The 25,503-nt window shown below is 73.3% G+C and carries 24 protein-coding genes and 1 pseudogene; 16 read left to right on the top strand and 9 right to left on the bottom strand.

Translation table 11 applies throughout. From position 1 onward, the window contains the following. Positions 1 to 59 precede the first annotated feature (59 nt). On the bottom strand, positions 60 to 1,883 hold the full coding sequence (locus ABZ562_RS03860; protein ID WP_361473604.1) for a bifunctional metallophosphatase/5'-nucleotidase: 1,824 nt from the start codon (positions 1,881 to 1,883) through the stop codon (positions 60 to 62). 197 nt (positions 1,884 to 2,080) lie between these two features. Between ABZ562_RS03860 and mshD the strand changes: the two genes are divergently transcribed. The 4 genes from mshD (at position 2,081) to ABZ562_RS03840 (ending at position 7,720) form a co-directional block, all read left to right on the top strand. Then, positions 2,081 to 2,992 (top strand): mycothiol synthase, encoded by a 912-nt coding sequence (gene mshD, locus ABZ562_RS03855; RefSeq protein ID WP_361474024.1) that lies wholly within the window; start codon positions 2,081 to 2,083, stop codon positions 2,990 to 2,992. A 214-nt stretch (positions 2,993 to 3,206) separates the two neighbouring features. Further along, positions 3,207 to 5,462 (top strand): RNA degradosome polyphosphate kinase, encoded by a 2,256-nt coding sequence (locus tag ABZ562_RS03850; protein ID WP_361473601.1) that lies wholly within the window; start codon positions 3,207 to 3,209, stop codon positions 5,460 to 5,462. A gap of 643 nt (positions 5,463 to 6,105) precedes the next feature. Then, entirely contained in the window at positions 6,106 to 7,230 is a 1,125-nt protein-coding gene (locus ABZ562_RS03845) for a CHAD domain-containing protein (protein WP_361474021.1), read from the top strand. Between the two features lie 49 nt (positions 7,231 to 7,279). Further along, on the top strand, positions 7,280 to 7,720 hold the full coding sequence (locus ABZ562_RS03840; RefSeq protein ID WP_361473598.1) for an NUDIX hydrolase: 441 nt from the start codon (positions 7,280 to 7,282) through the stop codon (positions 7,718 to 7,720). A 10-nt stretch (positions 7,721 to 7,730) separates the two neighbouring features. Here ABZ562_RS03840 and ABZ562_RS03835 read toward each other — a convergent pair. Further along, a pseudogene (locus ABZ562_RS03835) lies at positions 7,731 to 7,838 on the bottom strand (aldo/keto reductase); the annotation flags it as partial. Between the two features lie 158 nt (positions 7,839 to 7,996). On the opposite strand from ABZ562_RS03835, the gene ABZ562_RS03830 reads away from it, so the two are divergent. Beyond that, positions 7,997 to 8,602 (top strand): hypothetical protein, encoded by a 606-nt coding sequence (locus tag ABZ562_RS03830; protein WP_361473595.1) that lies wholly within the window; start codon positions 7,997 to 7,999, stop codon positions 8,600 to 8,602. Positions 8,603 to 8,618: 16 nt separating this feature from the next. On the opposite strand, the gene ABZ562_RS03825 is transcribed toward ABZ562_RS03830, so the two are convergent. After that, positions 8,619 to 10,097 carry an APC family permease gene (locus ABZ562_RS03825; protein WP_361473593.1) on the bottom strand — a complete coding sequence of 493 codons (1,479 nt, stop codon included), beginning with the start codon at positions 10,095 to 10,097 and terminating at the stop codon, positions 8,619 to 8,621. A 97-nt stretch (positions 10,098 to 10,194) separates the two neighbouring features. Here ABZ562_RS03825 and ABZ562_RS03820 point away from each other — a divergent pair, with 97 nt between their 5' ends. Next, positions 10,195 to 11,418 carry an ROK family transcriptional regulator gene (locus ABZ562_RS03820; RefSeq protein WP_361473590.1) on the top strand — a complete coding sequence of 408 codons (1,224 nt, stop codon included), beginning with the start codon at positions 10,195 to 10,197 and terminating at the stop codon, positions 11,416 to 11,418. A gap of 109 nt (positions 11,419 to 11,527) precedes the next feature. Here the strand turns inward: ABZ562_RS03820 and ABZ562_RS03815 are convergent, their stop codons facing one another. Continuing rightward, on the bottom strand, positions 11,528 to 12,340 hold the full coding sequence (locus tag ABZ562_RS03815; protein ID WP_361473587.1) for a class I SAM-dependent methyltransferase: 813 nt from the start codon (positions 12,338 to 12,340) through the stop codon (positions 11,528 to 11,530). Positions 12,341 to 12,525: 185 nt separating this feature from the next. Here ABZ562_RS03815 and mshA point away from each other — a divergent pair, with 185 nt between their 5' ends. The 7 genes from mshA (at position 12,526) to ABZ562_RS03780 (ending at position 19,530) form a co-directional block, all read left to right on the top strand. After that, a complete protein-coding gene (gene mshA, locus ABZ562_RS03810) occupies positions 12,526 to 13,890 on the top strand; it encodes a D-inositol-3-phosphate glycosyltransferase (protein WP_361473585.1) in 1,365 nt (454 codons plus the stop codon). Between the two features lie 96 nt (positions 13,891 to 13,986). Next, positions 13,987 to 14,499, top strand: a complete 513-nt coding sequence (locus ABZ562_RS03805) for a YbjN domain-containing protein (protein WP_361473582.1) — start codon at positions 13,987 to 13,989, stop codon at positions 14,497 to 14,499. 76 nt (positions 14,500 to 14,575) lie between these two features. Further along, positions 14,576 to 14,710: a hypothetical protein gene (locus ABZ562_RS03800; RefSeq protein ID WP_361473579.1), complete on the top strand. Its 135-nt coding sequence runs from the start codon at positions 14,576 to 14,578 to the stop codon at positions 14,708 to 14,710. A gap of 85 nt (positions 14,711 to 14,795) precedes the next feature. Continuing rightward, complete coding sequence (locus ABZ562_RS03795) at positions 14,796 to 16,508, top strand: glycoside hydrolase family 55 protein (RefSeq protein ID WP_361473576.1); 1,713 nt, start codon at positions 14,796 to 14,798, stop codon at positions 16,506 to 16,508. 181 nt (positions 16,509 to 16,689) lie between these two features. After that, positions 16,690 to 16,851 (top strand): hypothetical protein, encoded by a 162-nt coding sequence (locus ABZ562_RS03790; protein ID WP_361473573.1) that lies wholly within the window; start codon positions 16,690 to 16,692, stop codon positions 16,849 to 16,851. Beyond that, a complete protein-coding gene (locus ABZ562_RS03785; RefSeq protein WP_361473570.1) occupies positions 16,844 to 17,509 on the top strand; it encodes a SigE family RNA polymerase sigma factor in 666 nt (221 codons plus the stop codon). The genes ABZ562_RS03790 and ABZ562_RS03785 overlap by 8 nt, the downstream gene beginning before the upstream one ends. Then, positions 17,506 to 19,530: a M48 family metallopeptidase gene (locus ABZ562_RS03780; protein WP_361473567.1), complete on the top strand. Its 2,025-nt coding sequence runs from the start codon at positions 17,506 to 17,508 to the stop codon at positions 19,528 to 19,530. The genes ABZ562_RS03785 and ABZ562_RS03780 overlap by 4 nt, the downstream gene beginning before the upstream one ends. A 17-nt stretch (positions 19,531 to 19,547) precedes the next feature. On the opposite strand, the gene ABZ562_RS03775 is transcribed toward ABZ562_RS03780, so the two are convergent. Continuing rightward, complete coding sequence (locus ABZ562_RS03775) at positions 19,548 to 20,825, bottom strand: MFS transporter (RefSeq protein WP_361473565.1); 1,278 nt, start codon at positions 20,823 to 20,825, stop codon at positions 19,548 to 19,550. Between the two features lie 143 nt (positions 20,826 to 20,968). Between ABZ562_RS03775 and ABZ562_RS03770 the strand changes: the two genes are divergently transcribed. Then, the gene (locus tag ABZ562_RS03770) at positions 20,969 to 21,730 is read left to right on the top strand and encodes a phosphoglyceromutase (RefSeq protein WP_055546516.1); all 762 of its coding nucleotides are present in this window, start codon (positions 20,969 to 20,971) and stop codon (positions 21,728 to 21,730) included. A gap of 84 nt (positions 21,731 to 21,814) precedes the next feature. Here the strand turns inward: ABZ562_RS03770 and ABZ562_RS03765 are convergent, their stop codons facing one another. The 4 genes from ABZ562_RS03765 to ABZ562_RS03750 form a co-directional block, all read right to left on the bottom strand. Continuing rightward, on the bottom strand, positions 21,815 to 21,985 hold the full coding sequence (locus ABZ562_RS03765) for a hypothetical protein (protein WP_361473562.1): 171 nt from the start codon (positions 21,983 to 21,985) through the stop codon (positions 21,815 to 21,817). A 2-nt stretch (positions 21,986 to 21,987) separates the two neighbouring features. Beyond that, positions 21,988 to 22,200: a hypothetical protein gene (locus ABZ562_RS03760; RefSeq protein ID WP_361473559.1), complete on the bottom strand. Its 213-nt coding sequence runs from the start codon at positions 22,198 to 22,200 to the stop codon at positions 21,988 to 21,990. 322 nt (positions 22,201 to 22,522) lie between these two features. Further along, positions 22,523 to 22,714 (bottom strand): hypothetical protein, encoded by a 192-nt coding sequence (locus ABZ562_RS03755; protein WP_361473556.1) that lies wholly within the window; start codon positions 22,712 to 22,714, stop codon positions 22,523 to 22,525. Beyond that, on the bottom strand, positions 22,714 to 23,136 hold the full coding sequence (locus ABZ562_RS03750) for a hypothetical protein (RefSeq protein ID WP_361473553.1): 423 nt from the start codon (positions 23,134 to 23,136) through the stop codon (positions 22,714 to 22,716). The genes ABZ562_RS03755 and ABZ562_RS03750 overlap by 1 nt, the downstream gene beginning before the upstream one ends. A gap of 164 nt (positions 23,137 to 23,300) precedes the next feature. Between ABZ562_RS03750 and ABZ562_RS03745 the strand changes: the two genes are divergently transcribed. Both ABZ562_RS03745 and ABZ562_RS03740 read left to right on the top strand, forming a co-directional pair. Beyond that, positions 23,301 to 24,758 carry a helix-turn-helix domain-containing protein gene (locus tag ABZ562_RS03745; RefSeq protein ID WP_361473550.1) on the top strand — a complete coding sequence of 486 codons (1,458 nt, stop codon included), beginning with the start codon at positions 23,301 to 23,303 and terminating at the stop codon, positions 24,756 to 24,758. Between the two features lie 13 nt (positions 24,759 to 24,771). Continuing rightward, positions 24,772 to 25,260 carry a hypothetical protein gene (locus tag ABZ562_RS03740; protein WP_361473547.1) on the top strand — a complete coding sequence of 163 codons (489 nt, stop codon included), beginning with the start codon at positions 24,772 to 24,774 and terminating at the stop codon, positions 25,258 to 25,260. The last annotated feature ends 243 nt before the right edge of the window (positions 25,261 to 25,503 follow it).

The following is a 25,503-nucleotide window of genomic DNA, read 5'->3' as shown; positions in this document are numbered from 1 at the left end:
ACGCACGCCCGCGGCCCGGCCCGGTCCCCCGGGCCGGGCCGCGGGCGCGGCCGGTGTGGCTACTTCACGATGGTGATGCGGTCCGCCTTCGGCGGGTCCAGGGGCGCCGACGCCGTGGAGTGCGCGCCCAGGTAGGCCGTCAGCGCCTCCAGGTCGGAGGCGCCGACGAGCTTGTTCCTGCCGTCCTTGAAGGCGGCGAAGCCGTCGCCGCCGCCCGCGAGGAATTCGTTCATCGCGACGCGGTAGGTCTTGGCGGGGTCGATGGGCTCGCCGTTCAGCTTCACCGTGCCGGCGACGATCCGGTCCTTGCCGGACTTGGTCAGATCGAGGGTGTAGGTGAGGCCCTTGGAGACCTGGAGGATCTTGGGGGATGCCTCATTGGAGCCGCTGACCTGCTGCTGGAGCGCGGTGATGAGCTGGGCTCCGGTCAGGTCGATGACGTTCATCATGTTGGTGAAGGGCTGCACGGTGAACGCCTCGCCGTACGTCACCACCCCGTCGCCCTCGCCGCCGGACGCCTTGTAGGCGAGGTCGGAGCGGATGCCGCCGGGGTTCATGAGGGCGATCTGGGCGCCGCCCTCGCCGTCCGGGGCGAGCGCTTCGAGCTGGGCGTCGGTGATGACGTCGCCCAGCGGGGATTCGTAGGTCGAGGCGCCCCGGCCGTTGATGTCGGCGGAGACATAGCCGACGGGCTTGCTCGCGACGGGGGCGGCGAGCTTGTTCCAGCGGCCGATGAGGGACGTCATGTCGGCGGCCTTGGGCCGGTCGCGGTCCACGACGTGGTTCGCCGCGTGGGCGCCCTTCACGGTGGTGCGCACGATGTCGTTCGTGCGGCGGTCGTAGGTGAGGGTGGTGTCGGTGTAGAGGCGGCCGAAGGAGGCGGCGGAGGTGACGGTGCGCGGGGTGCCGGAGGGGTCCGGGATCGTGCACGCGTAGGCCTGGTGGGTGTGGCCGGTGACCAGGGCGTCGACCGTCGGGGTGACGTTCTTGGCGATGTCGACGATCGGACCCGAGATGCCCTTGCCCGCGCCGCCGTTGTCGCAGTCGGCGTTGTACGCCGCGGAGGCGGGCAGGCCGCCCTCGTGGATGAGCGCGACGATCGACTTCACGCCCTTGCGCTGCAGCTCCTTGGCGTACTTGTTGATCGTCTCGACCTCGTCGTGGAACTTCAGGCCCTTGACGCCCTCGGCGGTGACGACGTCGGGGGTGCCCTCCAGGGTGACGCCGATGAAGCCGACCTTGACGCCCTTGTGTTGCCAGACGGTGTACGGCTTGAGGATCGGCTTGCCGGTCTTCTCGTCGGTGACGTTGGCGGCCAGGTAGGGGAAGTCGGCGCCGCGGAAGGTCCTGCCCTTCTCGTAGCAGCCCTCCTTGGGGTGACAGCCGCCGTTCTGCATGCGGGTCAGCTCGGCGCGTCCCTCGTCGAATTCGTGGTTGCCGACGGAGGTGACGTCGAGGTCGAGCTTGTTGAGGGCTTCGATGGTCGGCTCGTCGTGGAAGAGGCCGGACATCAGCGGGCTCGCGCCGATCATGTCGCCGGCGGCGGCGGTGACGGAGTAGTCGTGGCCCGTGCGGGCCTGGCGGAGCGCGGTGGCGAGGTATTCGGCGCCACCGGCCGGGACGGCCTTCGTGGTGCCGTCCGGCTGGGCCTCGGTGACGGTGCCGGAGGAGCCCTGCGGGGGTTCCAGGTTTCCGTGCAGGTCGTTGAAGGACAGCAGCTGTACGTCGACGGTGCGGCCGGGCCGGTGCCGCTGGGCGTCGGCCTCCCTGGCGTCGGCCCCGGCCGGGTTCGCCGTGGACAGCACCCCGGCCGCGGCGGCCAGCACCGCGACTCCCGTGGCCAAACGGCGTGCCGCACCGCGCCGCCCAAGTCTCGCTGACATGTCGTCCCCTTGTGTGCCCCGTAGGTGTTTGGTGGGCCGCAGCTTACGGTCAACGCGCGTAGCGGGGCAGGGGGATGGAGGTTACGAGCTGGTTGCCGGTGGTCAACCGGGTGACCCGCCGGGGACGGGGAGTCCGGCAGCTTGCCCGGCCGGGGGGCGGTCGTAGGCTCGGTCCCATGGATGACGTGGTGAACGAGATGCCCGGTGCGCGCCGGATCGAGGTGCTGGACGAGCTGGCCCCCGCCGTGGTGGAGGACGTGCTGCGGCTGATCGCCGAGTCCGCGCGCGCCGATGGGCAGCAGGCGGTGTCCGAGCAGGGGCGGTTGCAACTGCGGGGGCGCCGGGAGGGGGTGCGGCATCTGGTGCTGCGCGAGCCCAGCGGGGAGCTGGTCGGCTACGCACAACTGGAGGACACCGACCCGGTGGAGGCCCCGGCCGCCGAGCTGGTGGTGAGCCCGGCGCACCGCGGCCGGGGGCACGGCCGGGCGCTGGGCGTGACGCTGCTGAAGGAGTCCGGGAAGCGGCTGCGGGTGTGGGCACACGGCGGGCACGCCTCGGCGCGCCATCTGGCGCAGGTGCTGGGGCTGACCCTGTTCCGTGAGCTGCGGCAGATGCGGCGGCCGCTGGGGCCGCCGGACGAGCTGGGCATTCCGGAGCCCACGCTGCCGGAGGGCATCACCGTACGGACCTTCCGGCCCGGCGCGGACGACGCGGCCTGGCTGGCCGCGAACGCCGCGGCCTTCGCCCACCACCCCGAGCAGGGCTCGCTCACCCAGCGCGACCTGGACGACCGCAAGGGCGAGGTGTGGTTCGACCCCGCCGGGTTCTTCCTGGCCGAGCGCGCGGGCGAGATCGTCGGCTTCCACTGGACGAAGGTGCACGGCGAGGAGCGGCTGGGCGAGGTGTACGTGGTGGGGGTGCGGCCGGACGCGCAGGGCGGCGGTCTGGGCCGGGCGCTGACCGCGATCGGGCTGCGGCATCTGGCGGCGCAGGGGCTGCCGACCGCGATGCTCTACGTCGACGCGGACAACTTCGCCGCCGTCTCCGTCTACGACCGGCTCGGCTTCGTCACGCACGAGACGGATCTGATGTATCGAACCGAAACCTGAGGGCAAGGGGTATCCGGGAGGGGCGGTCGGGACTCCCGCGAGTCGAGTCCCGATTTCCCAAGCGACATGTCTCCGTTACCGACGGTTCAACCTCGGTTGCAAACATCACTGAATGCAGCCCGCTGTGCCCGATCCCTCGAACCGGAGGCTCCGTGCCGCTCTCGCGCCGCCTTCCGCCACGCCGCGTCTCGTCGCGGCGCGGAACAATGAGGTCATGAACGAGTCCAGCGGTCAGGCACCGGTCCACGTTCCCCAGCCCCAGCCCCAGCCGTCGGTCGGGTCCATCGCGGCGCACCGTCCGCACGCGGTCGCCGCCCCGCCCGTACGGGCCCTGGATCCCGATCTCGACGCCGATCCGGACACCTACGAGGAAGAGGGCGGCGGTCCGGACGCGGACGGCACCGAGCTGCCCCACAACCGGTTCCTGGACCGTGAGCGCAGCTGGCTGGGGTTCAACGAGCGGGTGCTGGAGCTGGCCGAGGACCCGGCGACGCCGCTGCTGGAGCGGGCGAACTTCCTCGCGATCTTCGCCAGCAACCTGGACGAGTTCTTCATGGTGCGGGTCGCGGGGCTCAAGCGGCGCATCGCGACCGGCGTGGCCACCCGCTCCGCCTCCGGGCTGCAGCCCCGGGAGGTGCTGGAGCTGATCTGGACCCGGTCCCGCGAGCTCATGGCCCGGCACGCCGCCTGCTACCAGCAGGACGTGGCCCCGGCGCTCGCCGAGGAGGGCATCCACCTGATCCGCTGGGCGGACCTCACCGAGAAGGAGCAGTCCCGCCTCTTCACCCTGTTCCGCCAGCAGATCTTCCCCGTGCTGACCCCGCTCGCGGTGGACCCGGCGCACCCGTTCCCCTACATCTCGGGACTGTCGCTGAACCTCGCCGTGGTGGTCCGCAACCCGGTGAGCGGTCACGATCACTTCGCACGTGTGAAGGTTCCACCGCTGCTGTCGCGGTTCCTGGAGGCCTCCCCGCACCGGTACGTCCCGCTGGAGGACGTGATCGCGGCGCATCTGGAGGAGCTGTTCCCCGGCATGGAGGTGCTCGCGCACCACATGTTCCGGGTGACCCGCAACGAGGACCTGGAGGTCGAGGAGGACGACGCGGAGAACCTGCTCCAGGCCCTGGAGAAGGAGCTGCTGCGGCGCCGCTTCGGGCCCCCGGTGCGGCTGGAGGTCGAGGAGTCGATCGACCCGTACGTCCTCGACCTGCTCGTGCGCGAGCTGAAGGTCTCCGACGCCGAGGTGTACCCGCTGCCCGGCCCGCTCGACCTCACCGCGCTGTTCGACATAGCCGCCTCCGACCGGCCCGAGCTGAAGTACCCGAAGTTCGTCGCGGGCACCCACCGCGACCTGGCCGAGGTGGAGTCCGCCTCCGCGCCCGACATCTTCGCCGCGCTGCGCGAGCGCGATGTGCTGCTGCACCACCCGTACGACTCGTTCTCGACCTCCGTCCAGGCGTTCCTGGAGCAGGCCGCCGCCGACCCGGACGTCCTCGCGATCAAGCAGACGCTCTACCGGACGTCGGGCAAGTCGCCGATCGTCGACGCGCTCATCGACGCCGCCGAGTCCGGCAAGCAGGTGCTCGTGCTGGTCGAGATCAAGGCCCGGTTCGACGAGCAGGCCAACATCAAGTGGGCGCGCAAGCTGGAGGAGGCCGGGTGCCATGTGGTCTACGGCCTGGTCGGGCTGAAGACCCACTGCAAGCTGTCGCTGGTGGTCCGCCAGGAGGGCGAGACGCTGCGCCGCTACGCCCACGTCGGCACCGGCAACTACCACCCCAAGACGGCCCGGCTGTACGAGGACCTGGGGCTGCTCACCGCCGACCCCAAGGTCGGCGCGGACCTCTCCGACCTGTTCAACCGGCTCAGCGGCTACTCGCGGCGCGAGAACTACCGGCGGCTGCTCGTCGCCCCCAAGTCGCTGCGCGACGGGCTCGTCACCCGCATCCACAAGGAGATCACCCACCACCGGGCCGGGCGCCCCGCCTCCGTGCGGATCAAGGTCAACTCGATGGTGGACGAGGTCATCATCGACGCCCTCTACCGGGCGTCGCAGGCCGGGGTGCCGGTCGACATCTGGGTGCGCGGCATCTGCGCGCTGCGGCCGGGCGTCGAGGGGCTGTCGGAGAACATCCGGGTCCGCTCCGTCCTGGGCCGGTTCCTGGAACACTCGCGCGTCTTCGCGTTCGGGAACGGCGGCGAGCCGGAGGTGTGGCTCGGCAGCGCCGACATGATGCACCGCAATCTGGACCGCCGCATCGAGGCGCTGGTACGGGTCACCGACCCCGCCCACCGCGCCTCGCTCACCCGGCTGCTGGAGACCGGCGTGTCCGACTCCACCTCCTCCTGGCACCTGGGCCCGGACGGCGGCTGGACCCGGCACGCGACGGACGCGGACGGACAGCCGCTGCGGAACGTACAGGAGATGCTCATAGACGCCCGGAGGCGACGGCGTGGTTCAACGACATGACCTGCCGCTGGTCGGGATTACCGGGGCCGGAGGGGCACCCGGCGCCCCGCCCCGCACCGCCGCCGCAGCCGTGGGTCCCGGGGGGTACGACATGACGAAGCACGCGGCGGACCGGGTGGCGGAGGTGCCCGTGGCGGCGTCCGCGCCCGGCACCGGTCCCGCCACCGCGCCCGGAACCGGTCCCGCCACCGGTCCCGGCACCGCGGGCGAGGTGCTCTCGGAGTATCTGCACACCCAGGCCGGGGACTTCCTGCGCAGCCTGCGGCTGCAGCGCGAGAGCGGCGCCGACGTCGAGGAGGCGGCCGAGGCCGCCCGCCTGCTGCGCCGCGCCGCCCGCCGGATCAGCGGCGCGCTCTCCGTCTACCGCCCCATCACCGACACGGCCTGGTCGGACCAGCTGCGCGCCGAGCTGGCGTGGCTGTCGGGCACCCTGGCGCTGGAGCACGCGTACGCCCGGCGGCTGGCCCGCCTGCGCGACGCCCTGCAGCGGCTCTCGGGCGCGGAGGGACCGCCGGACCGGACGGCCGAGGGGGACGCGGCGGCCGGGGAACCGGCGCCCACCGGCGTGGATCCGGAGGCTGTGGGGGCCTCCGGATCCACCACCCTCGCGGCCCGCACCGCGCGCGGCGGGGTCACGGCCGGGATCGACGGCCCCACGGGCGCCGCCCCCCGCTCGTCCCGCACCGCCCGCCGCAGCGTCTCCCTGGCCACCGGAGCCCCGGACCCGTCGGCCCGCGCCACGCGCGACGAGGCGGCGGAGGCGGGCGGACGCACCGCCCGGGCGCGGAGCGCCGCCTCCGGCACCCCGGACGGGGACACGGCGCCCCGCCGCCCGTACGAGGGCTGCGAGGAGTGGGGCGGCGCCGCCCCGTCGGAGGGCGCGGGTGCGGGCGGTGCGCATGGGCCCGGTGCGGAACCGGCCGGGGCGGACGGCGGTACGGACGGGCGTACGGAGGTGCCCGGCCCGGAGGGCGAGGCCGGCCGGGCGGGCCGTGCCGGTGCGCGCAACGGCGCCGAGGGGGGACGTGCGCGCGGCGCGCGCACGCCGGCGCACCAGCGGGCCGGGGACGCGGAGGAGGCCCGGGGCGGGGCGCTGACGGTGGGGGCCGCCCGCGCGGGGGCGTTGCTGGAACGCCAGCTCACCCTGGCCCGGACCCGTGCGCACACCGCCGCGCTCCAGGCGCTCGGCTCGTCCCGTTTCCACGCGGTCGCCGACACCGTCGCGCTCCTCGCCTCCGAGGTGCCGCTCGACGAGGCGACCGCCGGGCGGCCCGCCGGGCAGGTGCTGCCGCCGCTCGCCGAGCTGGCGAACCGGCGGCTGATCGAGGCGGTGGAGGCGCTTCCGCTGGGCCGTGCGGGGCATCCGTACAACGCGGAGGCGCTGGTCCACGGGCTCGCCGCGACGCCCGCCGCCGACGCGCCGCCCGCCAGCGACCGGCAGGACGCGCCCTGGCATCAGGTGCGGCGGCTGGTGCGGATGCGGCGTTACGCGCTGGAAGTGCTGGACCTGATGGCGGGGGCGCCCTCGGCGGCGGACGGGGAACCGTCCCAGGCCACGCGGCTGCGGGCCGCCGGGCAGGCGCTGGAGCGGCACCGCGACGCGGCCGAGGCGGCCGCGGCGGCGGCGGCCGCGGCCCGTACGCCGCGGATCGCCCCGGCGACGGCGTACGCGCTCGGCGTGCTGCACGCGGACCAGCGGCACGAGGTGGAGGCGGCCCGGTTCGCGTTCGGCCGGACGTGGCGGCGCGTCGCGGGCCAGACCTCCTGACGCACGACGCACGACACACGACGGATGCGAGGGGAGGCGGGACGGCGGGATGAGCCGGCGTGATGCCCGGGACGACGTGACGACCGTGCTGGCGGCGGGCTGTGTGCTCTGGCGGCACCCCCCGCGGGGCACCCACGGGCTGGAGATCGCCCTCGTCCACCGGCCCCGGTACGACGACTGGTCGCACCCCAAGGGCAAGCTCAAGCGCGGCGAGGACGCGTTGCGCTGCGCGGTGCGCGAGGTGGCGGAGGAGACCGGGATGGGCTGCACGCCCGGCGTGGAGCTGCCCACCCTGCACTACGTCGCCAGGGGCCGCCCGAAGGAGGTCCGCTACTGGGCCGCCGAGGCGGTGCCCGACGAGACGTTCGTGCCGAACCGGGAGGTCGACCGGCTGCTCTGGCTGCCCCCGCGCGCGGCCCGCGGCCGCCTCACCTACGACCACGACCGCACGCTCGTGGACGCGCTGCTCACCGCGCTCGACGCGTCCTGAAGGGCCGGCCTCAGCGCCGGCGCAGGTTCTTGTCGGCGAGCGACGGCGGCACGTAGTAGCTGTCCGCCCGGTTGAGGTCGGTGCCCGGCGGCACGATCTCGTCGATGCGGTCCAGGACTACACCCGCATCGAACAGGGCCGCGCCCCGGCCGTCTCGGACTCCGTGGTGGACGGCCTGGCGCGGGCGCTGCGGCTGACCCCGTCCGAGCCACCTATCTGCGCAACATCACCCTGCCGCGGCGGCACGGCCGCGCGGGCACGGACCCGCGCCCGCGCGTGCGGCCGGAGGTCCTCCGGCTGCTGGAGGCGATGGACGGCCGGATCCCGGCCTTCGTCTTCGGCCCCGGCACGGACGTCCTGGCCTGGAACCGGCTGGGCGCCCGCATCGGCCTCGACTTCGACGCCATGGCGGAGGAGGAGCGCAACGGCGCGTTCCTGATCTTCCTGGGCCCCCGGACGCGGGAGCTGCACCCGAACTGGTCCGAGGTCGCCGACGACACGGTGGCCGGTCTGCGCGCCGAGGCCGGGCGCACCCCGGACAACGCGCGGCTGTGCCGGGTCGTCCACGAGCTGCGGGAGCGGAGCGAGGAGTTCCGGCTGCGCTGGGAGGCACAGGCGGTGCAGGAGCGGATGCGCGGTACGAAGCTCTACCGGCACCCGGAGGTGGGGGAGCTGGTGGTGACGTTCGAGGCGCTCGTCCTCCCGGCCGATCCGGGGCAGACGCTGTGCACGTACACGGCGGAGAAGGGGGCCGCGTCGGAGCGGGCGCTGCGGGCGCTGGCGGCGGGTCTTGAGGCGGAGGCCGGCGCGGAGGTGGAGGTGCCGGTCGCGGAGGCGGAGGTGCCGGGCGCGGAGGTGGGCGCGGGCGTCGCCCCCGTCTGACGCCCGCCCCCGGGCGTCACACCGAGGCGGCGCCGCCCCGCGTGCCCGCCGGGCCCGCCGCGCCGGGGTCGCCCCCGGCCCCGTCCTCCACGTATTCCTCGCTGATCTCCTTCGGGCCGAACGGCCACACCTTCTCCACCCGCGCCCACAGCACGAACGCCACGCACCCCGCCGCGACCCAGGCGAGCGACCATTCGATGGGGTGCCGCCCGGGGGAGTTCTTGTCCGCGTAGCCGTAGATGACCAGCCAGCCCACCAGCGCCACCACGCTCGGCAGCGGGTAGAGCCACATCCGGTACGGCCGCCGCAGCGTCGGCTGGCGGCGGCGCAGCACGGTCACGGCGAGGACCTGGGCCAGCGCCTGCACGATCACCATGACCGTCGTCAGCAGCTGGATGAGCGTGGCCAGATCGGTGTGGCGGCCGATGAGGAACCCGACCGCGGTCACCACGCCCATCGTCGCCAGCCCCAGCACCGGGAAGCGGTGCCGGGGGTGGAGCGTGCCGTAGGGGCGGAAGAAGACGCGCTCGCGGGCCGCGTCGTACGGCACCCGCGATCCGCCCAGCAGCCCGGCGAAGACGGAGGCGAAGGCGGTGATCAGGATGAGGACGGTGACGACGTTCGCCGCGGTCTTCCCCCAGGTCTCCTCCAGCACCGCGGAGGCGACGGACCGGGACGCGACCGAGTCCGGGTCGAGCATCTGGTGCCAGTCGACGACGCCGAGCGTGCCGATCTGGAGCAGCAGGTAGATGCCCATGATGCCGAGGATGGAGGCGACGATCGCGCGCGGCAGGGTGCGTCCGGGGTCCTTGATCTCGGCGCCCATGTACGCGGCCGTGTTGTAGCCGAGGTAGTCGTAGATGCCGATGGTCAGCCCGGCCGCGAAGCCGGTCCAGAACTGGCCGCTGCCCAGGTCGAAGGCGTGCGCGGGGTACGTGAACGCCTGCCCCGGGTCGAAGTGGCTGAACGCGGCGGCGATCACCAGTACCACCGAGGCGATCATGACGCACCACATCACGGCCGTGATCCGGGCGATGTGCTCGACCCCGCGCCACAGCAGCCCGACGACCAGCGCGATGACCCCGAGCCCGACCAGATCGCCCTGCGTCTGGCTCATCCCGTGCCACAGATAGCCCAGGTACTGCACGAGACCGACCACACCCGTGGACATGATCAGCGGGATGAACAGCATCGCCGTCCACACGAAGAGGAACGGCATGAGCTTGCCGCTGCGGTACTGGAACGCCTGGCGCAGATAGACGTAGCTGCCCCCGGCGCCGGGCAGCGAGGCGCCCAGCTCCGCCCAGACCAGCCCGTCGGCCAGGGCCAGCACGGCGCCCGCGACGAAGCCGACGACGGCCTGCGGCCCGCCGAAGGCGGCGACCATGAGCGGAATGGTGACGAACGGCCCGATGCCGCACATCTGGCTCATGTTGATGGCGGTGGCCTGGAAGAGGCCGATGCGGCGGACGAATCCGCTCCCGGTGCCGGACATGTCCACCTCCGTAGGATGGATTAAGTTAAGGAGCCTTACTTGATGCCGTCAAGGGTCATGCTCAAGGTCTCGGAGACACCACTGGGGAGGCGACGCGATGACCCACGTGCCCGGTGACGACGTGCCCGGGTCCGGCACGCCCGGGTCCGGCACGCCCGGTGACGACGCCCGCCCCTGGAACCGCCGGCGGCTGCGCAGCAACAACGAACGCCTGCTCCTCGCCCGGCTCCGCGCCCAAGGCCCCGCCTCCCGCGCCCAGCTCGCCCGCGACACGGGCCTGTCCAAGCCGACCGTCTCCACCGCGCTCGCCGCCCTGGAGGAGGCGGGCCTGGTCCGGGAGGCGGGCCGGCAGGCGCCGCCGGAGCGGGGGCGGGTCGCGGTGCTGTACGAACCGGACCCGACCGCCGGGTACGTCCTCGGCCTGGACATCGGCCGGTCCTGGCTGCGGGTGGCCGCCGCCGACTTGGACGGGACCGTCGTCGCCCGGTCCGACGTCCGCAACCGCGGCCGCAGCGCCGCCGCCATGGCCGACCTCACCGTCGCCGCCGCCCGCCGGGTCGTCGCGGAGGCCGGGGTGGACCCGGCGCTGGTCGTGCACACGGTCGTCGGCGCGCCCGGCGTGTACGACCCGGCGCGGCGGCGGGTGCGGTACGCGGTGAACCTCCCCGGCTGGGGGCGGGCGGGCCTGCTGGACCGGATGCGCGAGGAACTGGGCACGCCGCTGTCCGTCCACAACGACGCCAACCTGGCCGCGCTGGGCGAGTACGCCTTCGGCGCGGGCCGGGGCAGCAGGCTCTTCGTCTCCATCATGGTCGGCACCGGCCTGGGCATGGGCGTCGTCGCCGACGGCCGCCTCTTCACCGGCGCGCACGGCGCGGCGGGGGAGATCGGCTTCCTGCCGACGCTGCCGAGCGGCGGGCGGGACCTGGAGGACGCGGTGGCGGGCGGCGCGGTCGTCCGGACCGCGCGGGAGCTGGGCATGGCCCACCCCGGGTCCGCCAAGGACGTCTTCGACGCGGCCCGGGAAGGCGTCGCACCGGCGGTGGCGGCCGTGCGGCAGGAGGCGGAGCGGCTGGCCCATGTGATCGCCGCCGTCGCCGCCGTACTCGATCCGGACCTGGTCGTCCTGGGCGGCGGCCTCGGCGGCGGGGCGGACCTGCTGCTGCCCCCGGTGACCGCGACGCTCCACCGGATCGGCCCGCTGCGCCCCAGGGTCCGCGCCAGCACCCTCGGCGAGGACGCGGTCCTGCTGGGCGCGGTGGCGACGGCGACGGAGGAGGCCCGCGAGCGGGTCTTCACCCGCTCCCGCGAGACCCCCTGACCTGGCCGCCCGTTTCGGCAGCCGGTCACGCGCCGCGCGGAGACACCAGCCGGTCACGCGCCGCGCGGGGCCGCCAGCCGGTCACGCGCCGCGCGGGGCCGCCAGCCGGTCACGCGCCGCGCGGGGCCACCGCCTCCCAGCGCACCGTGATCTCGCCCTGGCGCCAGCGGGTGGGACCGTCCGTCAGGGGCCAGCCCGCCGCGCGCAGCGCCTGGGCGCTGCGGATCCACCGCTGCCGGGCGCTCAGCGTCGCGTACGGCGCGGCGGCGGCCCAGGCGCGGTCGAAGTCGCGGAGGAAGGTGTGCACCGGTTCGCCCGGCACATTGCGGTGGATGAGCGCCTTCGGAAGCCGTTCGGCCAGGTCGGAGGGGCGTTCCAGGGATCCGAGCCGGGCGGCGAAGGTGACCGTACGGGGGCCTTCCGGGCCGAGCGCGACCCAGACGTGCCGTCGGCCGACCTCGTCGCAGGTGCCCTCCACCAGGACGCCCCCGGGCGCCAGCCGCCCGCACAGCCGCCGCCATACGCCCGCGACCTCGTCCTCGTCATACTGCCGCAGCACGTTGGCCGCCCGTATGAGCACGGGCCGCACCCCGCCCGGCAGCGGCACCTCGAACCCGCCGTGCGCGAAGACGAGCCCGTCCCGCTCGTACGGCCGCGCGGCGGCGACCCGCGCCGGGTCGATCTCCACCCCGACCACGAGGGCCCCGGGCCGTACGGTCCGCAGCCGGTGCAGCAGTTCCACGGCGGTCCAGGGCGCGGCCCCGTACCCGAGGTCGACGGCCACCGCCGTCTCGGCGCGCCGCAGCGTGGTGCCGTGGACGGCGGCGATCCAGCGGTCCATGCGGCGCAGCCGGTTGGGGTTGGTGGTCCCGCGCGTGGCCGTTCCGATGGGGCGGATCGGCGGAGGCACGCGGGCATACATGGCCAGCAGCCTATGCGCTGTGTGGACGTGCTCTGACCATGTGTGGTCAGTGTGTGGTCAGGGCGCCGCGGGAGCGCCGAACGTCACACTTTGGCAAAGCGGAAATGGGAATGACTGGCTCCGGTGTTGTGGCCTGGAAGGGGGAGGCGCAGGGGAAGCCTGCCCCGAAAAGGAGGTATCGCGCGGTGAGCCAGCACCCGTACCGGCTCGGCGGCCTGCGTGGCCGGTCCCATGCACCTTTCGGCGGCCCGGCCCACCATCAGCGCCTTCGACGCGTTCCACGCCGTCCGCGGCGGATCGCGATGCTCAGCGTGCACACCTCGCCGCTGCACCAGCCGGGCACCGGCGACGCGGGCGGGATGAACGTGTACATCGTCGAGCTGGCCCGCCGCCTCGCCGCCATCGACATCGAGGTGGAGATCTTCACGCGGGCCACCACCGGCGCCCTCCCGCCGACCGTCGAGCTGACGCCGGGCGTGCTCGTGCGGCACGTGGACGCGGGCCCGTACGAGGGGCTGGCCAAGGAGGAGCTTCCGGCGCAGCTGTGCGCGTTCACGCACGGGGTGATGCAGGCGTGGGCCGGGCACCGGCCCGGCTACTACGACCTCGTCCACTCCCACTACTGGCTCTCCGGCCACGTCGGCTGGCTGGCCGCCGAGCGGTGGGGCGTGCCGCTGGTGCACGCCATGCACACCATGGCCAAGGTCAAGAACGCCGCCCTCGCCGCCGGTGACACGCCCGAACCGGCCGCCCGCGTCATCGGCGAGCAGCAGATCGTCAGCGCCGCCGACCGGCTGATCGCGAACACCGCCGAGGAGGCGGAGGAGCTGGTGCGCCACTACGAGGCGGACCGCGACCTGGTCGCCGTCGTCCACCCCGGGGTGAACCTGGACCGGTTCCGCCCCGGCGACGGCCGCGCCGCCGCCCGGGCCCGGCTCGGGCTGCCGCCCGACGCGCTGATCCCCCTCTTCGCGGGCCGCATACAGCCCCTGAAGGCCCCCGACATCCTGCTGCACGCCGTCGCCCGTCTCCTGGAGGAGCAGCCGTCGCTGCGCGAGCGGATCGTGGTCCCCGTGGTGGGCGGTCCCAGCGGCACCGGCCTGGCGAAGCCCGAGCGGCTGCACAAGCTCGCGGCGCGCCTGGGCATCGGCGACGTCGTCCGCTTCCAGCCGCCGGTCGCGCAGGACCGGCTGGCGGACTGGTACCGGGCGGCCTCGGTGCTGGTGATGCCGTCGTACAGCGAGTCGTTCGGCCTGGTCGCGGTCGAGGCCCAGGCCTGCGGCACGCCCGTGGTCGCGGCCTCGGTGGGCGGCCTTCCGGTGGCGGTACGGGACGGGGTCAGCGGCACCCTGGTCGACGGCCACGACCCGGCCGACTACGCCCGCGCCCTGCGCCCCTTCGCGGACGACCCCGGCCGGACGGCCCGCATGGGCATGGCCGCCGCCCGCCACGCCCAGTCCTTCGGCTGGGACACGGCCGCGGCGGCGACGGCGGACGTCTACACGGACGCGATGCGCGAGCGGCGTCGCCTGCGGTCGGTCTCCGGCTGACACCGGTCTCCGGTCTGGCGGCCGATACGGGTCTGGCGGCCGACGCCGGGGCCCGTACGGCCGCGACGCGTGAGCGGCGTCGCCTACGATCGGCCCATGGCTGACACCACCCCCCAGGCCGACGCCCACACCGTCATCGAGCGGACGCTGAACGACGCCGAGCTGGAGTGGGAGAGCCCGGAGGCCGGCACGTACGTCGTCAAGCTCCCCGGCACCCGCAAGCTGTCGACGACCTGCTCCCTGCGGGTCGGGCGCCACTCGCTCTCCATCAACGCCTTCGTCGTCCGCCACCCGGACGAGAACCACGAGGCCGTGCACCGCTGGCTGCTGGAGCGCAACACCCGCCTGTACGGGGTGAGTTACGCGATCGACCAGCTCGGTGACATCTACCTGGTGGGCCGCCTCCCCCTCGCCGCCGTCGTCCCGGAGGAGCTGGACCGGCTCTTGGGCACCGTCCTGGAGAACGCGGACGGCAGCTTCAACACCCTGCTGGAGATGGGCTTCGCGACCGCGATCCGCAAGGAGTACGCCTGGCGCACCTCGCGTGGCGAATCCACCCGCAACCTGGAGGCGTTCACCAATCTGACCCGCGACGTGGCCGCCGAGTGACGCCCCTGCTCCGGCTCGACGGCGTCAGCCGCTCCTACGGCGACCGTGAGGTGCTGCGCGCGGTCAGGTCGGGGGAGTGGACCCCGGCGCCCACTACCCCGACCTGATCGTGCGCGAGCACCTCATGCTGGTGGCGCTGGCCCACGGGCTCGGCGACGCGGCGGGGCTGTGGTGGGCGGGCAGGACGGCCCACCGGCTGTCCGCGCGCTGACCCCTTCCGCGCCGGAGACTCCCGTGGCATGCTCACGCCGTCGCTCATCTGAACGACGTTCACATCCATGGAAGGTGTGGGCCTCATGAACAGGGAAATCGACGGGGAAAGCGGCGGGGAAATCGGCAGACGCACGCTGCTCGGCGCGGCCGCGGGCGCGGCCGGGGCCGCCGCCGTGGGGCTGCTGGGCGCGACCCCCGCCGCGGCGGCCGGACCATCAGCCGACCGGACGGCGGGCTCCGCCCTCTGGCGCGAGTTCCGCGCCGACCCGTACCACCACCCCCAGGTCCCCTACGTCGGCCGCGCCGGATTCCGGGGCGGGCGCCGGGACTTACCCCGCTACCCGGTCGCCGCCGACGTACGGCGCTACGGCGCCCGGCCCGACGGCTCGGCCGACGCCGCCCCCGCGATCAACCGCGCCATCGAGGCCGTCGGGCGGCGCGGCGGGGGCACGGTGGTGGTGCCGCCCGGGACGTACCGCGTCGACGGCATCATCCGCATCGGCTACGACAACGTCGTGCTGCGCGGCGCGGGCAGCGGGCGGACCACGCTGCACGCGACCCGCAACCTCACCGAGCTGATCGGGCCGTACGGCAGCCGCTACGGCGGCACCAAGTCGTCCTGGTCCTGGGCCGGCGGCCTCATCTGGATGTGCCCGGACGCCCGCTGGCGCTCCCTCACCGCCGCGATCAAGGCCCAGGCGTGGCCGTTCGAGGGCTGGACCGGCAACGAGCGCGACGAGTGGCGCACCCTGACCGCCATCGACCGCCCCGCCCGGCGCGGCGACTGGACCGTGCCCGTCGAGAGCACCGCCGCCCTCCGGCGCGGCGACCGGGTGCTGCTCCAGCTCGCGGACGACGACGCGCACACCCTGCTGCGGCACATGGCCGGGGACGTCGAGGGCTCGGGCGGGTACCCGTGGGCCGACAAGACCAAGCTGGCCTCGTACGTCCCGTACGAATGGCCGTGCCGCGTCACCGCCGTCGACCGGCGCCGCCGCCGGGTCACCCTGGACCGTCCGCTGCCGCTCGACGCCCGGCCCGCCTGGAAGCCCCGGTTCACCACCCTGATCCGGCCGGTGACCGGCTCCGGCGTCGAGGGGATCACCCTGGACGTCGTCGAGACGCCGCAGGCGCAGCATCTGCTCGACAAGGGCTACAACGGCGTCGCGCTGCAGTGCGCGTGGGACTGCTGGGTCGACGACGTGACCGTCAACAACGTCGACAACGGCTTCCTGCTCGTCGCCGCCAAGGCGTGCACCCTGCGCCGGGTCACCGTCTCCGGGCGCGGCAGCCACCATCCGTACTGCTGCCGCGAGGGTTCGCACGACAACCTGGTCGAGGACTTCGCGCTGAAACAGCGCACCGTGCCCGCGCCCGCCGGGACACAGCTGCACGGCATCAACGTCGAGGGGCTGTCCAGCTACAACGTCTGGTCACGCGGCCGGATGGAGATGGGCACCTTCGACACCCACCGCGGCATGCCGTTCGCCAATGTCCGCACCGACATCACCATCGACAACACCGGCGCGCACGGCGGCGACGCGGTCGCGGGCCCTCTGTACGGCGCCCGGTTCACCCACTGGAACGTCACCGTCACCAATCAGCGCGCGGGTTGCGTCAGGATCGACGGCATCGCCCCGTACAGCGCGACGGTCGGCATCAGCGAGGTCCGGGAGTTCGGCCAGACCGACGTACCGGACTTCCAGGGTCCGCTCCACTCCCGTATCGAGTCCTACGGCCACCCCGAGGCCGTCCGCCCGCGCAATCTGTACGAGGCCCAGCGCGCCCTGCGCTGACCGATCCCGTCCCGTCCCGCGAAATCCCCCCGGCTCAGCGGTGAAGAAAACCGCCCCCCGATGACTCTCTCTGGTGAACCGGCGCCGACAGCCGGGAACCATACGAGGGAGACGAGCGGTGCTCATGGACAATCCGTGGCTCACGGTGGCAACGGTCGTGACAGTGGGGGTGCTACGGCTGATGGGGGATGTCGTCCGCTGGCTGGCGGCGCGCTCGGGCGAACGCGTCCGGGCGCGCATGCTGATCGAGATGCTGGACAGGTCGGAGCCGGGCACGGTGCTCACCGACCGCCGCGCCGACGGCGCCGCGGTCACCGTGCACCGAGGGGGCGGCCATGAGTGACACGGCCGAGGAGACCACGCGCGGCGAGGAGTTCGACGCGTTCTACGCCCGTACGTATCCGGTGCTCGCCGCCCGCGCGGTGATGCTCAGCGGCAACCGGCAGAACGCCGAGGACGCCGTCCAGGAGGCGTACATCGAGGCGATGCGCCGCTGGCCGCACGTCAGGGCGTGCGCCTCGCCCGAGGCCTGGGTGGACACCACCATGCGCCGCAAGCTCTCGCGCGACGGGCGGCGCTGGTGGTTCCGCTGGAAGCCGGTCGAGCTGACCGTTCCGGCCGCCACCACCGCCACCGTGGAGGAGACCGCGGAGGCGCTGGCCGTGCTGCGCGCGCTCGGCACCCTGCCGCCGCGGCAGCGCCAGGTGGTCGTGATGCACTCGCTGGAGGGCATGAGCTACGCGGAGATCGCCGCCGAACTCGGCATCTCCACCGGCAGCGTCGGCAGCAATCTGCACAAGGCCCGCGCCCGGCTCACCCTGCTGCTCGACCTCTCCGGGGACGTTCGCCCCGACGGCGAGCGCCTGCTGTCCGCCGACCAGCTGGACCCGCTCTCCGGGGCGCTGCGCGGCGCCGCCGCGTGGCTGCGCGACGGCCTGGGCGCCGACCGCCACGTCGCCCGGCGGCGGCAGGCGCTGGCTGCCCGGCAGGAGCTGGGATGACGGGCGCCGGGATGACGGGCGCCGGGATGACGGCGGCCGCCCGTGCCGTCCTCGCCCTCACCCTGCTGGCCGGCTTCTACGCACTGGTCGCGGTCGTCGTCCTGCTGTGGGTGGCCGCCCTGGTGGCCGCGGTGTGGAGCGCCGGAGAGCCGACGGCCACGACGCCCCCGACCAACGTCATCATGCTGTGCGCCGCGCTCGCGCCGGTCGTCGTCGCCCTGCTCTGGGCGGTGGTGCGCACCGCCCGGCCCGCCGCCCCGCGCACCGACGCGGTGACGGTGTCCCGGCGCGGGGCGCCCGCGCTGTGGGCCGTGGTCGAGGAGCTGGCGAGCGCCGTGGGCACCCGGCCGCCCGACCGCGTCCGGCTGACCGCCGACGTCAACGCGTCCGTCACCGACGACGCCCCGTTCCTCGGCCTGGCCCCCGGTGGCCGCACGCTCTACCTCGGGCTGCCCCTCCTCATGGGTCTGACCCCCGCCGAACTGCGTGCCGTCCTCGCCCATGAACTGGGCCACTTCTCCCGCCGCCACGGCCGCTTCGGCGTCCTCGCCCACCGTGGTACGGCGGGGCTCCTCGCAGCCCGGCAGGCGATCGTGGAGGCGGCGACCGCCAACAACCTGGTCCGGATGTACGCGGGCGGCCCCCTGCTTCTCCTCCGCCTCTACACCCGTGTGTTCGCCGGGCTCACCCGCCCGGTCCGGCGGCGGCAGGAGCTGGAAGCCGACCGCGAGGCCGCCCGCGCGGCCGGGCCCCGTGCCGTCGCCGACGCGCTGCGTGCCGCACTCGCGCTCGAAGCGGCGTGGCGGGAGTTCACCACGACCCACCTGACGCCCATGCGCCGCGCGTACGGATGTGTGCCGGACGACCCCTTCCGGGCCTTCGGGCACATGGTGGACGCGCCCGAGTTACGGGAGCCCCTGGCCGCCCTGCGCGCCCGCGCCACCGAACACCGCGCCGACCCCGACGACCCCCACCCCGATCTGGCCACCCGCCTGGCCCGGCTGGCCCGCCTGCCCGAGGGCTCGCCGCCGCCCGCCGAACCCCTCTCCGTACCGTCGCGGTACGCGGTCCGGCTGGCCCGCGCGGCGGGGACGCCGGACGGGACGATGGTGCCGTGGCGGGAGTGGCTCGGCCTCCTCGCCGAACACCGGGCGACCCGGGCCCTGGCGCCGCTGGCGAAGGCGGTCCGTACCGTCGAACGCGGCGCGCCGCCGCCCACCGCCGAACTGACGATCCACCGGGTGCTGCGGCTGCTGGACAGCGGCCGCAGCATGCCGCTCGCCCGCGCCCTGAACGGCGCCCTCCCACCCTCGGAGGTCTCGCAGGACGCCGAACGGGACCCACTCGGCCCGCTGTCCACCGCCCTGGCCGCCCTGATCGGGGCGCAGCTCGTCGCGAACGGCACCGCGTACTGGGCGATGCACTGGACCGGGCCCGGCATCCTCGTCCCGCCCGAGGGCACCGCGCCCGACGACATCCGGGACTGGGCCGACGCCGCCGTACGGCAGCCCGGCCAGACCCGGCGGCTCGGGCTGCACCTGGCCGCCCTGGGAGTGGACGAACACGCCCCGCTGCTCCCGGGCCCACCCGCCCCGACCCGAACCCCCGCGCCCCGGACCTCCTCAGCCCCCGGCACCCCGGAGCTGGGCCCCGGCACCCCGCCCGAGATCAGCATCGCCCCCGCCGTTTCCGAGCCCGCCCGTCGCCGTATCACCTCGGTCCGGGCGCTGGCCCTCACCGTGCTGCTGGGGCTGACGGCCGTGTCGTACGGGGTGTGGGCGAACCGCGACGAGCCCGGCTACCCCCGGGTCCCCGCCACCGCCGTAACCCCCTGGAACCAGCCCGGTGATGGCCTCACCCCGCCCCCGTACTCCCCGCCCCCGTACTCCCCGCTCCTGCCGAACCCGTACGCGACCCCGTACCCGACCGGGGCGCTGCCCACGGCGCCGCCGCCCTGGCGTACGGCGATCCCGCGCCCGAGCCTCGACATCGCCCCGCTCCTGCCCCGGGCCACGCCCTGACCCGCCCCGCGAGGGCGTCACGCGGCCGTCACCCCCGCCACCTCCTCCGCCCGCACACCGGCGGCCTCCGCCCCTGCCCCCTCCGCCTCATCGCCCCGCAACCGCCGCCCCAGCACCCCGTAACCGACCGCGGCCACCGTGCCCACCACCGCGCTCGCCGCCCACAGCGTGGCCGCCCCGAAGCGGTCGATCACCGCGCCGCCCGCCAGTGGCGCGGTCAGCGAGGCGAGCGACCACGCCAGCATGTGCATCCCCTGGTAGCGGCCCCGCCCCTGGGCCGGTGAGAGCCGGGCCACCAGCCCCATCTGGGTCGGCGAGCTGATGATCTCGCCGAGCGTCCAGACGGCCACGGCCAGCGCGTACGTGCCCACCGACCCGGCGAAGGCGGTCAGCCCGAACCCGTACCCGGTCAGCAGCGCGGCGACGACCAGCAGCCGCGCCGGGTCCCGGTGCTCGATGAACCGCGTGACCGGGATCTGGAGAACCACGATCAGCACCCCGTTGGTCGCGATCGCCAGCCCGAAGTCCGCGCTGGACAGCCCGTCCGCGCCCATCGCCACCGGCAGCGCGACGTAGCCCTGCTGGAAGAGGGTCGCGACGAGGTACGTCAGCGCCACCAAGGCCATGAACCGCCGGTCCCGCAGCACGGTCCCCAGCCCGACCGCCCTTCCGTCCGCCCCACGCCCCGGACTCTGCCCCTCCGGCCGGGACTCCGGCAGCTTGACGAAGACGATCAGCGCGGTCAGCAGCGTCATCCCCGCGTCGGCCAGGAACAGCGTGAGATAGCCGTGCCGTGCGATCAGCCCCGCCGCCATCGCGGAGAAGGCGAAGCCCAGGTTGATGGCCCAGTAGTTGAGCGAGAACGCCCGCACCCGGTCCTCGGGCGCCACGATGTCGGCCATCATCGCCTGCACAGCGGGCCGCGACGCGTTGCTGGCCATGCCCACCAGGCACGCCATGACCGCGATCGCGACCGGATCCCGCACGCAGCCCAGCACGGCCACCGTGACCGCCGTCGACACCTGCGCCACCAGCAGCGTGGGCCGCCGCCCCAGCCGGTCGGTGAGCACCCCCGCGACCACCGCCGACACCGCCCCGCCCAGCCCGTGCAGCGCCCCCACCAGCCCGGCGAACGTCGCCGAGTACCCCCTGTCGACGGTCAGGTACATGGCAAGGAACGTCGCCACGAACCCGCCCAGCCGATTCACCAGCGTGGACGTCCACAGCCACCAGAACGCCCGGGGCAACCCCGACACGCTCCCCTTCGCGGCCTCTCCCAACCGAGTAACGGACATCCCGAACCCCCCGTGACTGCGCGCCCCTCATGTAAGAGGCGCAAGCGGTATCCGCAAGTTACCGACCGCGGCCTCCGGGCAGCCACTCAATTGATCAGGTCCGTCAAACGACCCCCTCGGACCGGTCCAGTAGGCTCGACCGCATGGCCGACGCACCGTACAAGCTGATCCTCCTCCGCCACGGCGAGAGCGAGTGGAACGCGAAGAACCTGTTCACCGGCTGGGTGGACGTGAACCTCAACGAAAAGGGCGAGAAGGAGGCAGTCCGCGGCGGTGAGCTGCTGAGCGACGCCGGCCTGCTCCCCGACGTGGTCCACACCTCCGTCCAGAAGCGCGCGATCCGCACCGCGCAGCTCGCCCTGGAGGCCGCCGACCGCCACTGGATCCCGGTCGCCCGCAGCTGGCGCCTCAACGAGCGCCACTACGGCGCCCTCCAGGGCAAGGACAAGGCCCAGACCCTCGCCGAGTTCGGCGAGGAGCAGTTCATGCTGTGGCGCCGCTCGTACGACACCCCGCCGCCCCCGCTCGAGGACGGCGCCGAGTGGTCCCAGAGCGCCGACCCGCGCTACGCCACCATCCCCCCGGAGCTGCGCCCCCGCACCGAGTGCCTCAAGGACGTCGTCGTCCGCATGCTCCCGTACTGGTACGACGCCATCGTCCCGGACCTCCTCACCGGCCGCACCGTCCTCGTCGCCGCCCACGGCAACTCCCTGCGCGCCCTGGTCAAGCACCTCGACGGCATCTCCGACGCCGACATCGCGGGCCTCAACATCCCCACCGGCATCCCGCTCTCCTACGAGCTCGACGCCGCCTTCCGCCCCACCAACCCGGGCGGCACCTACCTCGACCCGGACGCCGCGAAGGCGGCCATCGAGGCGGTCAAGAACCAGGGCAAGAAGAAGTAGCCCTTGTGATCACGCCCCCGACCCGCGCGTACGGCGCGGATCGGGGGCATTCTCACGGCCGGGCCCACTGTGGGCATTACGCGGTCAACGGCTGGCGTAGGTGTAGGCCAGCAGCGCAACCGGCATCGCCGCGCACAGCACCAGGCAGATCACCCATGCGGGCACTCCGAAGAAGCGGGTGCCGTTGTCGTCCTCATGCGGCTCGCCTTCGGCACACGCCGGGTCCTGGCACATGTGCACACTGCGGATCTTCATGGTCACCGTCTCCGAGTCCAGATGAGAGCGGTCACGAGGGTAGCGGCTAACGCGCCCACCACCGGACCGACGACCATGCAGCCGCTCGACCCGCCAGCCACGCCCTGATCGCCGCCCGGGGGCGGCTCGCGGTGACGGCCGGCGTTGTTGTTCTTGCTGTGCTTGCCCTTGCTGATGCCAGCGGCCTTGTCCTGGTACTCGCTGTAGTCGCTCACGGTGTCTCCAGGGGATATCGAGGAGTGGTGTTGACGGGACTCCGGGCTGGGTGCCTGGCCGGTGTCGAAGTCCCGTCTCCCTGTGGCCCTCCGACGTCCGCGCAGCCGACCAGAGGGGCAGAGGGGGCGCGGGACAGGGCCCCGGCCTATGGGGCGGCGGCGAGGGCTGCCCTTACCGCGCGGTGCAGCTGGTCTCCGAAGGCGCACTGCTCGCCGGTCCGGCAGATGACGCACTCCACGGCGTGGTCCAGGAAGCGGCTCCATGCCGTTGACTGAGCGCGGTGTGCTGAGGCCTTACGGCGCCCCTCCACCCAGGGGGCTCTCATGGCTGCCGCCTGACGGGCTCGTACCGATCGAGGAGACTGCCGTCGAACGGGCAGCGCTGCTTCGGGAAAGTGGGCGCGCAGGTGGGGCAGGCGTAGAGGGTGCGGCCGCCGACGCTGGCGCCGTGCTCGATCGCGACCACGACCGGCTCGCGGGTGGTCGTCTGGCAGCGGGCGCAGACCTGAGGCATCACCGGTCGCCCTCCTGTCCCTCGCCGGGGTCTGCCAGCAGGACGCTGACCAGCGCCTTGTACAGGAGGTGCGGGTCGGTGAGGTAGCGGCCGCGGGTGAACGGGACACGCCAGTACGAGCCGGGCCGGGTCAGCCGGTCGGCCGGGGGCACGCCGAGGTAGGTGGCGACGCCTTCGGTTTGGGTGAGGACGTTGACTCCGCGCAGGTTCCAGGACGTAGCCGTGCCCGGTGCGATGAGCCAGTAGAGCGTGTTGCAGCGGTCCTTGATGACGGCGCCGGACTGGGTGCCGAGGACGGCGAGGGCGCGTTCGCCGACACCCTCTGCCGCGCGGACCGCATCCCACCACCTGCCTGTCGGTAAGGCTTCGGGATCCGGCCCGGTCGGTGGTGTCCACTTCAGGACTTCAGATTTCTCTGGCACATCAGCCCCCGGACTCATCGGCGTAGTTCTCGAGCACAACGTCGAGATTGGCCGTGCGACCGCAATCACGGCATAACCGACAGGTGTTACCAAGGCGGTAATAGGCTCGTTGTTGGTTCGGTACACAACATCGGTGCGCCTACGATCAACTGGAAGTTGGCCCCATGGACGCCACCACCCCCGGCCCGCTCGCCCCAGACGTCCTCGACAGAGACGACCTGCGTCGAGCCCTGGAAGAGCACGACTTCGCCGCAGCTTTTTCGCTGATCAAGAAGTGGGGCGGTCTGTCACAGAACCGGATCGCCGCGGCCTGTCAGCTCACCCCCGGCAAGGTCAGCACGATCATGACGGGGGCCAGCCGGGTCACCTCCATGGAGGTCATCCGCCGGATCGCAGACGGACTCCGCATCCCAGGGCACCTGGTCGGCCTTGCGCCCCGCCCCTGGGAAAGAGCGCCCTCCGCACCACCAGCACCGCAGACGTCCAAACCCCACACCGGACCAGCAGATACAGACGCCGTACCGTGGCGGCCGGACGCCACCACCGGCATGGCCGCCGACCTGACCAGGAGTGACCTCGTGATGGACCGCCGAGCCGCGACGCGCGCCCTTGCAGGCGCCGCCGTCACCGGCGCCCCACTCCTCGATGCCCTCGACGGGTGGCACGCACCCTCCGCCGACGACGGCCGAGCCCGCCGCCCCGGCCGCTTAGGCACGCGTGAAGTGGAGGAACTAGAGGCAACCGCCCGTGCCTTCCGCCAGTGGGGCCGAACCGGCGGAGGCGGGCTTCGCAGAAAGGCCGTTGCAGGGCAGCTCGCCGAGGTAGCGGCCGTTCTTGACGAGCACCAGGCCCCGGCCATTGAACGGCGCCTCTACGGAGTCATGGCCCAACTCGCTGGAACGGCAGCCTCGATGGCGTGGGACGTCGGCCAGCAGCGCCGCGCTCAGGACTACTACCGGCTGGCGCTCCGCGCAGCGCACGCAGGTGGCGACACTCGATTCGGCGCCAACGTGCTGGCCGGTATGGCCCGGCAAATGCTCTACAACGACCGCCCGCAGGACGCTCTCGAACTGGTCCGGCTCGCCCAGGACGGAGCCCGGCACACAGCGGGCCCGCGCCTGCGGGCGATGCTCCACACACGGGAAGCGTGGGCCCTGGCCCGCATGAACCGGCCGTCCAGCTTCCGCCGCGCAACCGGACAGGCCGCCGAGGCCCTCAGCGACGCTGGCCGACTCGATGAGCCCTACTGGATCGGCTACTTCGACGACGCCGAACTCGCAGGCGTCACCGGCGGCAGACTCTTGGACATGGCTCGCTCGGACCCGCGCGCCTACGCCGACCAAGCCGCCGACCACATCCGTACCGCTTTGGACCAGCGCAGTCCGGAGCGTGGTCGCGGCCACGCTCTGGACTGCATCGGGCTCGCCGAATGCGCCTTCCTGCTCGGCGACATCACCAGTGCCGCCGACCACTCACACCGAGCTGTCGAGGTCGCGTACGGCCTCCACTCCGGGCGCGTGCGCACTCGACTGGCGCAGCTCTACCCATACACGGTGGGGGAAAGCGTGCCCCGGGCCGTCGCCGACGTGCGCGATAGCATCCGCACCCTGCTCACCACATGACGAGGAAGCCGCGATGACGACGATCTCCGTGACCGGGCACATGGACCTCACCGACGAGTCGGTCCCGCTGGTACGAGCCGAACTGGACAAGGTCCTTGCTGCCTACGAGCCCTCCGGGCTGGTCGGTGTGTCATGCATCGCGAAGGGCAGCGACAGCCTGTTCGCCGAGGCGGTCCTGGCGGCCGGGGGACGCTTGGTCGTGGTGATTCCGTCGCAGGATTACCGGCAGGCGAAGGTGAAGCCGGACCACGCCGAGACCTTCGACCGGCTCGTGGAGGCGGCTGACGAGGTACTTGTAATGCCGCACGAGACGGCGAACCGGCAGGCGTACGAAGGGGCGAACGCGGTACTGCTGGACCGTGCCGACCGCCTGGTGGCGGTATGGAATGGCCAGCCGCCCACCGGCAAGGGCGGCGGCACGGCGGACGTGGTGCACCAGGCGCGCGAGGCAGACATCCCGGTGGACGTCATCTGGCCGAACGGCGCATCCCGCCGGGCATGACGAAAGCCCCCTTGCCCGGCCCGAAAACCAGACACGGCAGGACAGCGCCGAATGTCCGACTGTTGGATCCCAACTGATGCTTGTCGGTGGGCCTAGACAACATCGGAAGCACCGTGGGGGCTTGTTCGCTTTCACGTTACGGACCGGAACGTCGGTCGTGCGGCGGATGACCCGGATCTGTCCGTCCAGCTCGACGGTGATCGTGGTGTCCGACACGTGCACGGTCACGGTCTGGCCTGCGTA

It is taken from the genome of Streptomyces sp. NPDC019937 (genome assembly GCF_040631655.1).
Classification (GTDB): domain Bacteria; phylum Actinomycetota; class Actinomycetes; order Streptomycetales; family Streptomycetaceae; genus Streptomyces.
Note: the sequence above shows the minus strand (reverse complement) of the source record. Positions and strands in the feature narration are given on the sequence as shown.

What these genes read in the sequence shown, in the direction of transcription:
- ABZ562_RS03765 (WP_361473562.1), bottom strand. Translation starts at nt 21,985, where the DNA reads ATGAAGATCCGCAGTGTGCACATGTGCCAGGACCCGGCGTGTGCCGAA.
- ABZ562_RS03775 (WP_361473565.1), bottom strand. Translation starts at nt 20,825, where the DNA reads ATGTCCGTTACTCGGTTGGGAGAGGCCGCGAAGGGGAGCGTGTCGGGG.
- ABZ562_RS03805 (WP_361473582.1), top strand. Translation starts at nt 13,987, where the DNA reads ATGGCTGACACCACCCCCCAGGCCGACGCCCACACCGTCATCGAGCGG.
- ABZ562_RS03790 (WP_361473573.1), top strand. Translation starts at nt 16,690, where the DNA reads ATGGGGGATGTCGTCCGCTGGCTGGCGGCGCGCTCGGGCGAACGCGTC.
- ABZ562_RS03825 (WP_361473593.1), bottom strand. Translation starts at nt 10,097, where the DNA reads ATGTCCGGCACCGGGAGCGGATTCGTCCGCCGCATCGGCCTCTTCCAG.
- ABZ562_RS03820 (WP_361473590.1), top strand. Translation starts at nt 10,195, where the DNA reads ATGACCCACGTGCCCGGTGACGACGTGCCCGGGTCCGGCACGCCCGGG.
- ABZ562_RS03740 (WP_361473547.1), top strand. Translation starts at nt 24,772, where the DNA reads ATGACGACGATCTCCGTGACCGGGCACATGGACCTCACCGACGAGTCG.
- ABZ562_RS03860 (WP_361473604.1), bottom strand. Translation starts at nt 1,883, where the DNA reads ATGTCAGCGAGACTTGGGCGGCGCGGTGCGGCACGCCGTTTGGCCACG.
- ABZ562_RS03745 (WP_361473550.1), top strand. Translation starts at nt 23,301, where the DNA reads ATGGACGCCACCACCCCCGGCCCGCTCGCCCCAGACGTCCTCGACAGA.
- ABZ562_RS03850 (WP_361473601.1), top strand. Translation starts at nt 3,207, where the DNA reads ATGAACGAGTCCAGCGGTCAGGCACCGGTCCACGTTCCCCAGCCCCAG.
- mshD (WP_361474024.1), top strand. Translation starts at nt 2,081, where the DNA reads ATGCCCGGTGCGCGCCGGATCGAGGTGCTGGACGAGCTGGCCCCCGCC.
- ABZ562_RS03815 (WP_361473587.1), bottom strand. Translation starts at nt 12,340, where the DNA reads ATGTATGCCCGCGTGCCTCCGCCGATCCGCCCCATCGGAACGGCCACG.
- ABZ562_RS03840 (WP_361473598.1), top strand. Translation starts at nt 7,280, where the DNA reads ATGAGCCGGCGTGATGCCCGGGACGACGTGACGACCGTGCTGGCGGCG.
- ABZ562_RS03785 (WP_361473570.1), top strand. Translation starts at nt 16,844, where the DNA reads ATGAGTGACACGGCCGAGGAGACCACGCGCGGCGAGGAGTTCGACGCG.
- ABZ562_RS03795 (WP_361473576.1), top strand. Translation starts at nt 14,796, where the DNA reads ATGAACAGGGAAATCGACGGGGAAAGCGGCGGGGAAATCGGCAGACGC.
- ABZ562_RS03770 (WP_055546516.1), top strand. Translation starts at nt 20,969, where the DNA reads ATGGCCGACGCACCGTACAAGCTGATCCTCCTCCGCCACGGCGAGAGC.
- ABZ562_RS03780 (WP_361473567.1), top strand. Translation starts at nt 17,506, where the DNA reads ATGACGGGCGCCGGGATGACGGGCGCCGGGATGACGGCGGCCGCCCGT.
- ABZ562_RS03755 (WP_361473556.1), bottom strand. Translation starts at nt 22,714, where the DNA reads ATGCCTCAGGTCTGCGCCCGCTGCCAGACGACCACCCGCGAGCCGGTC.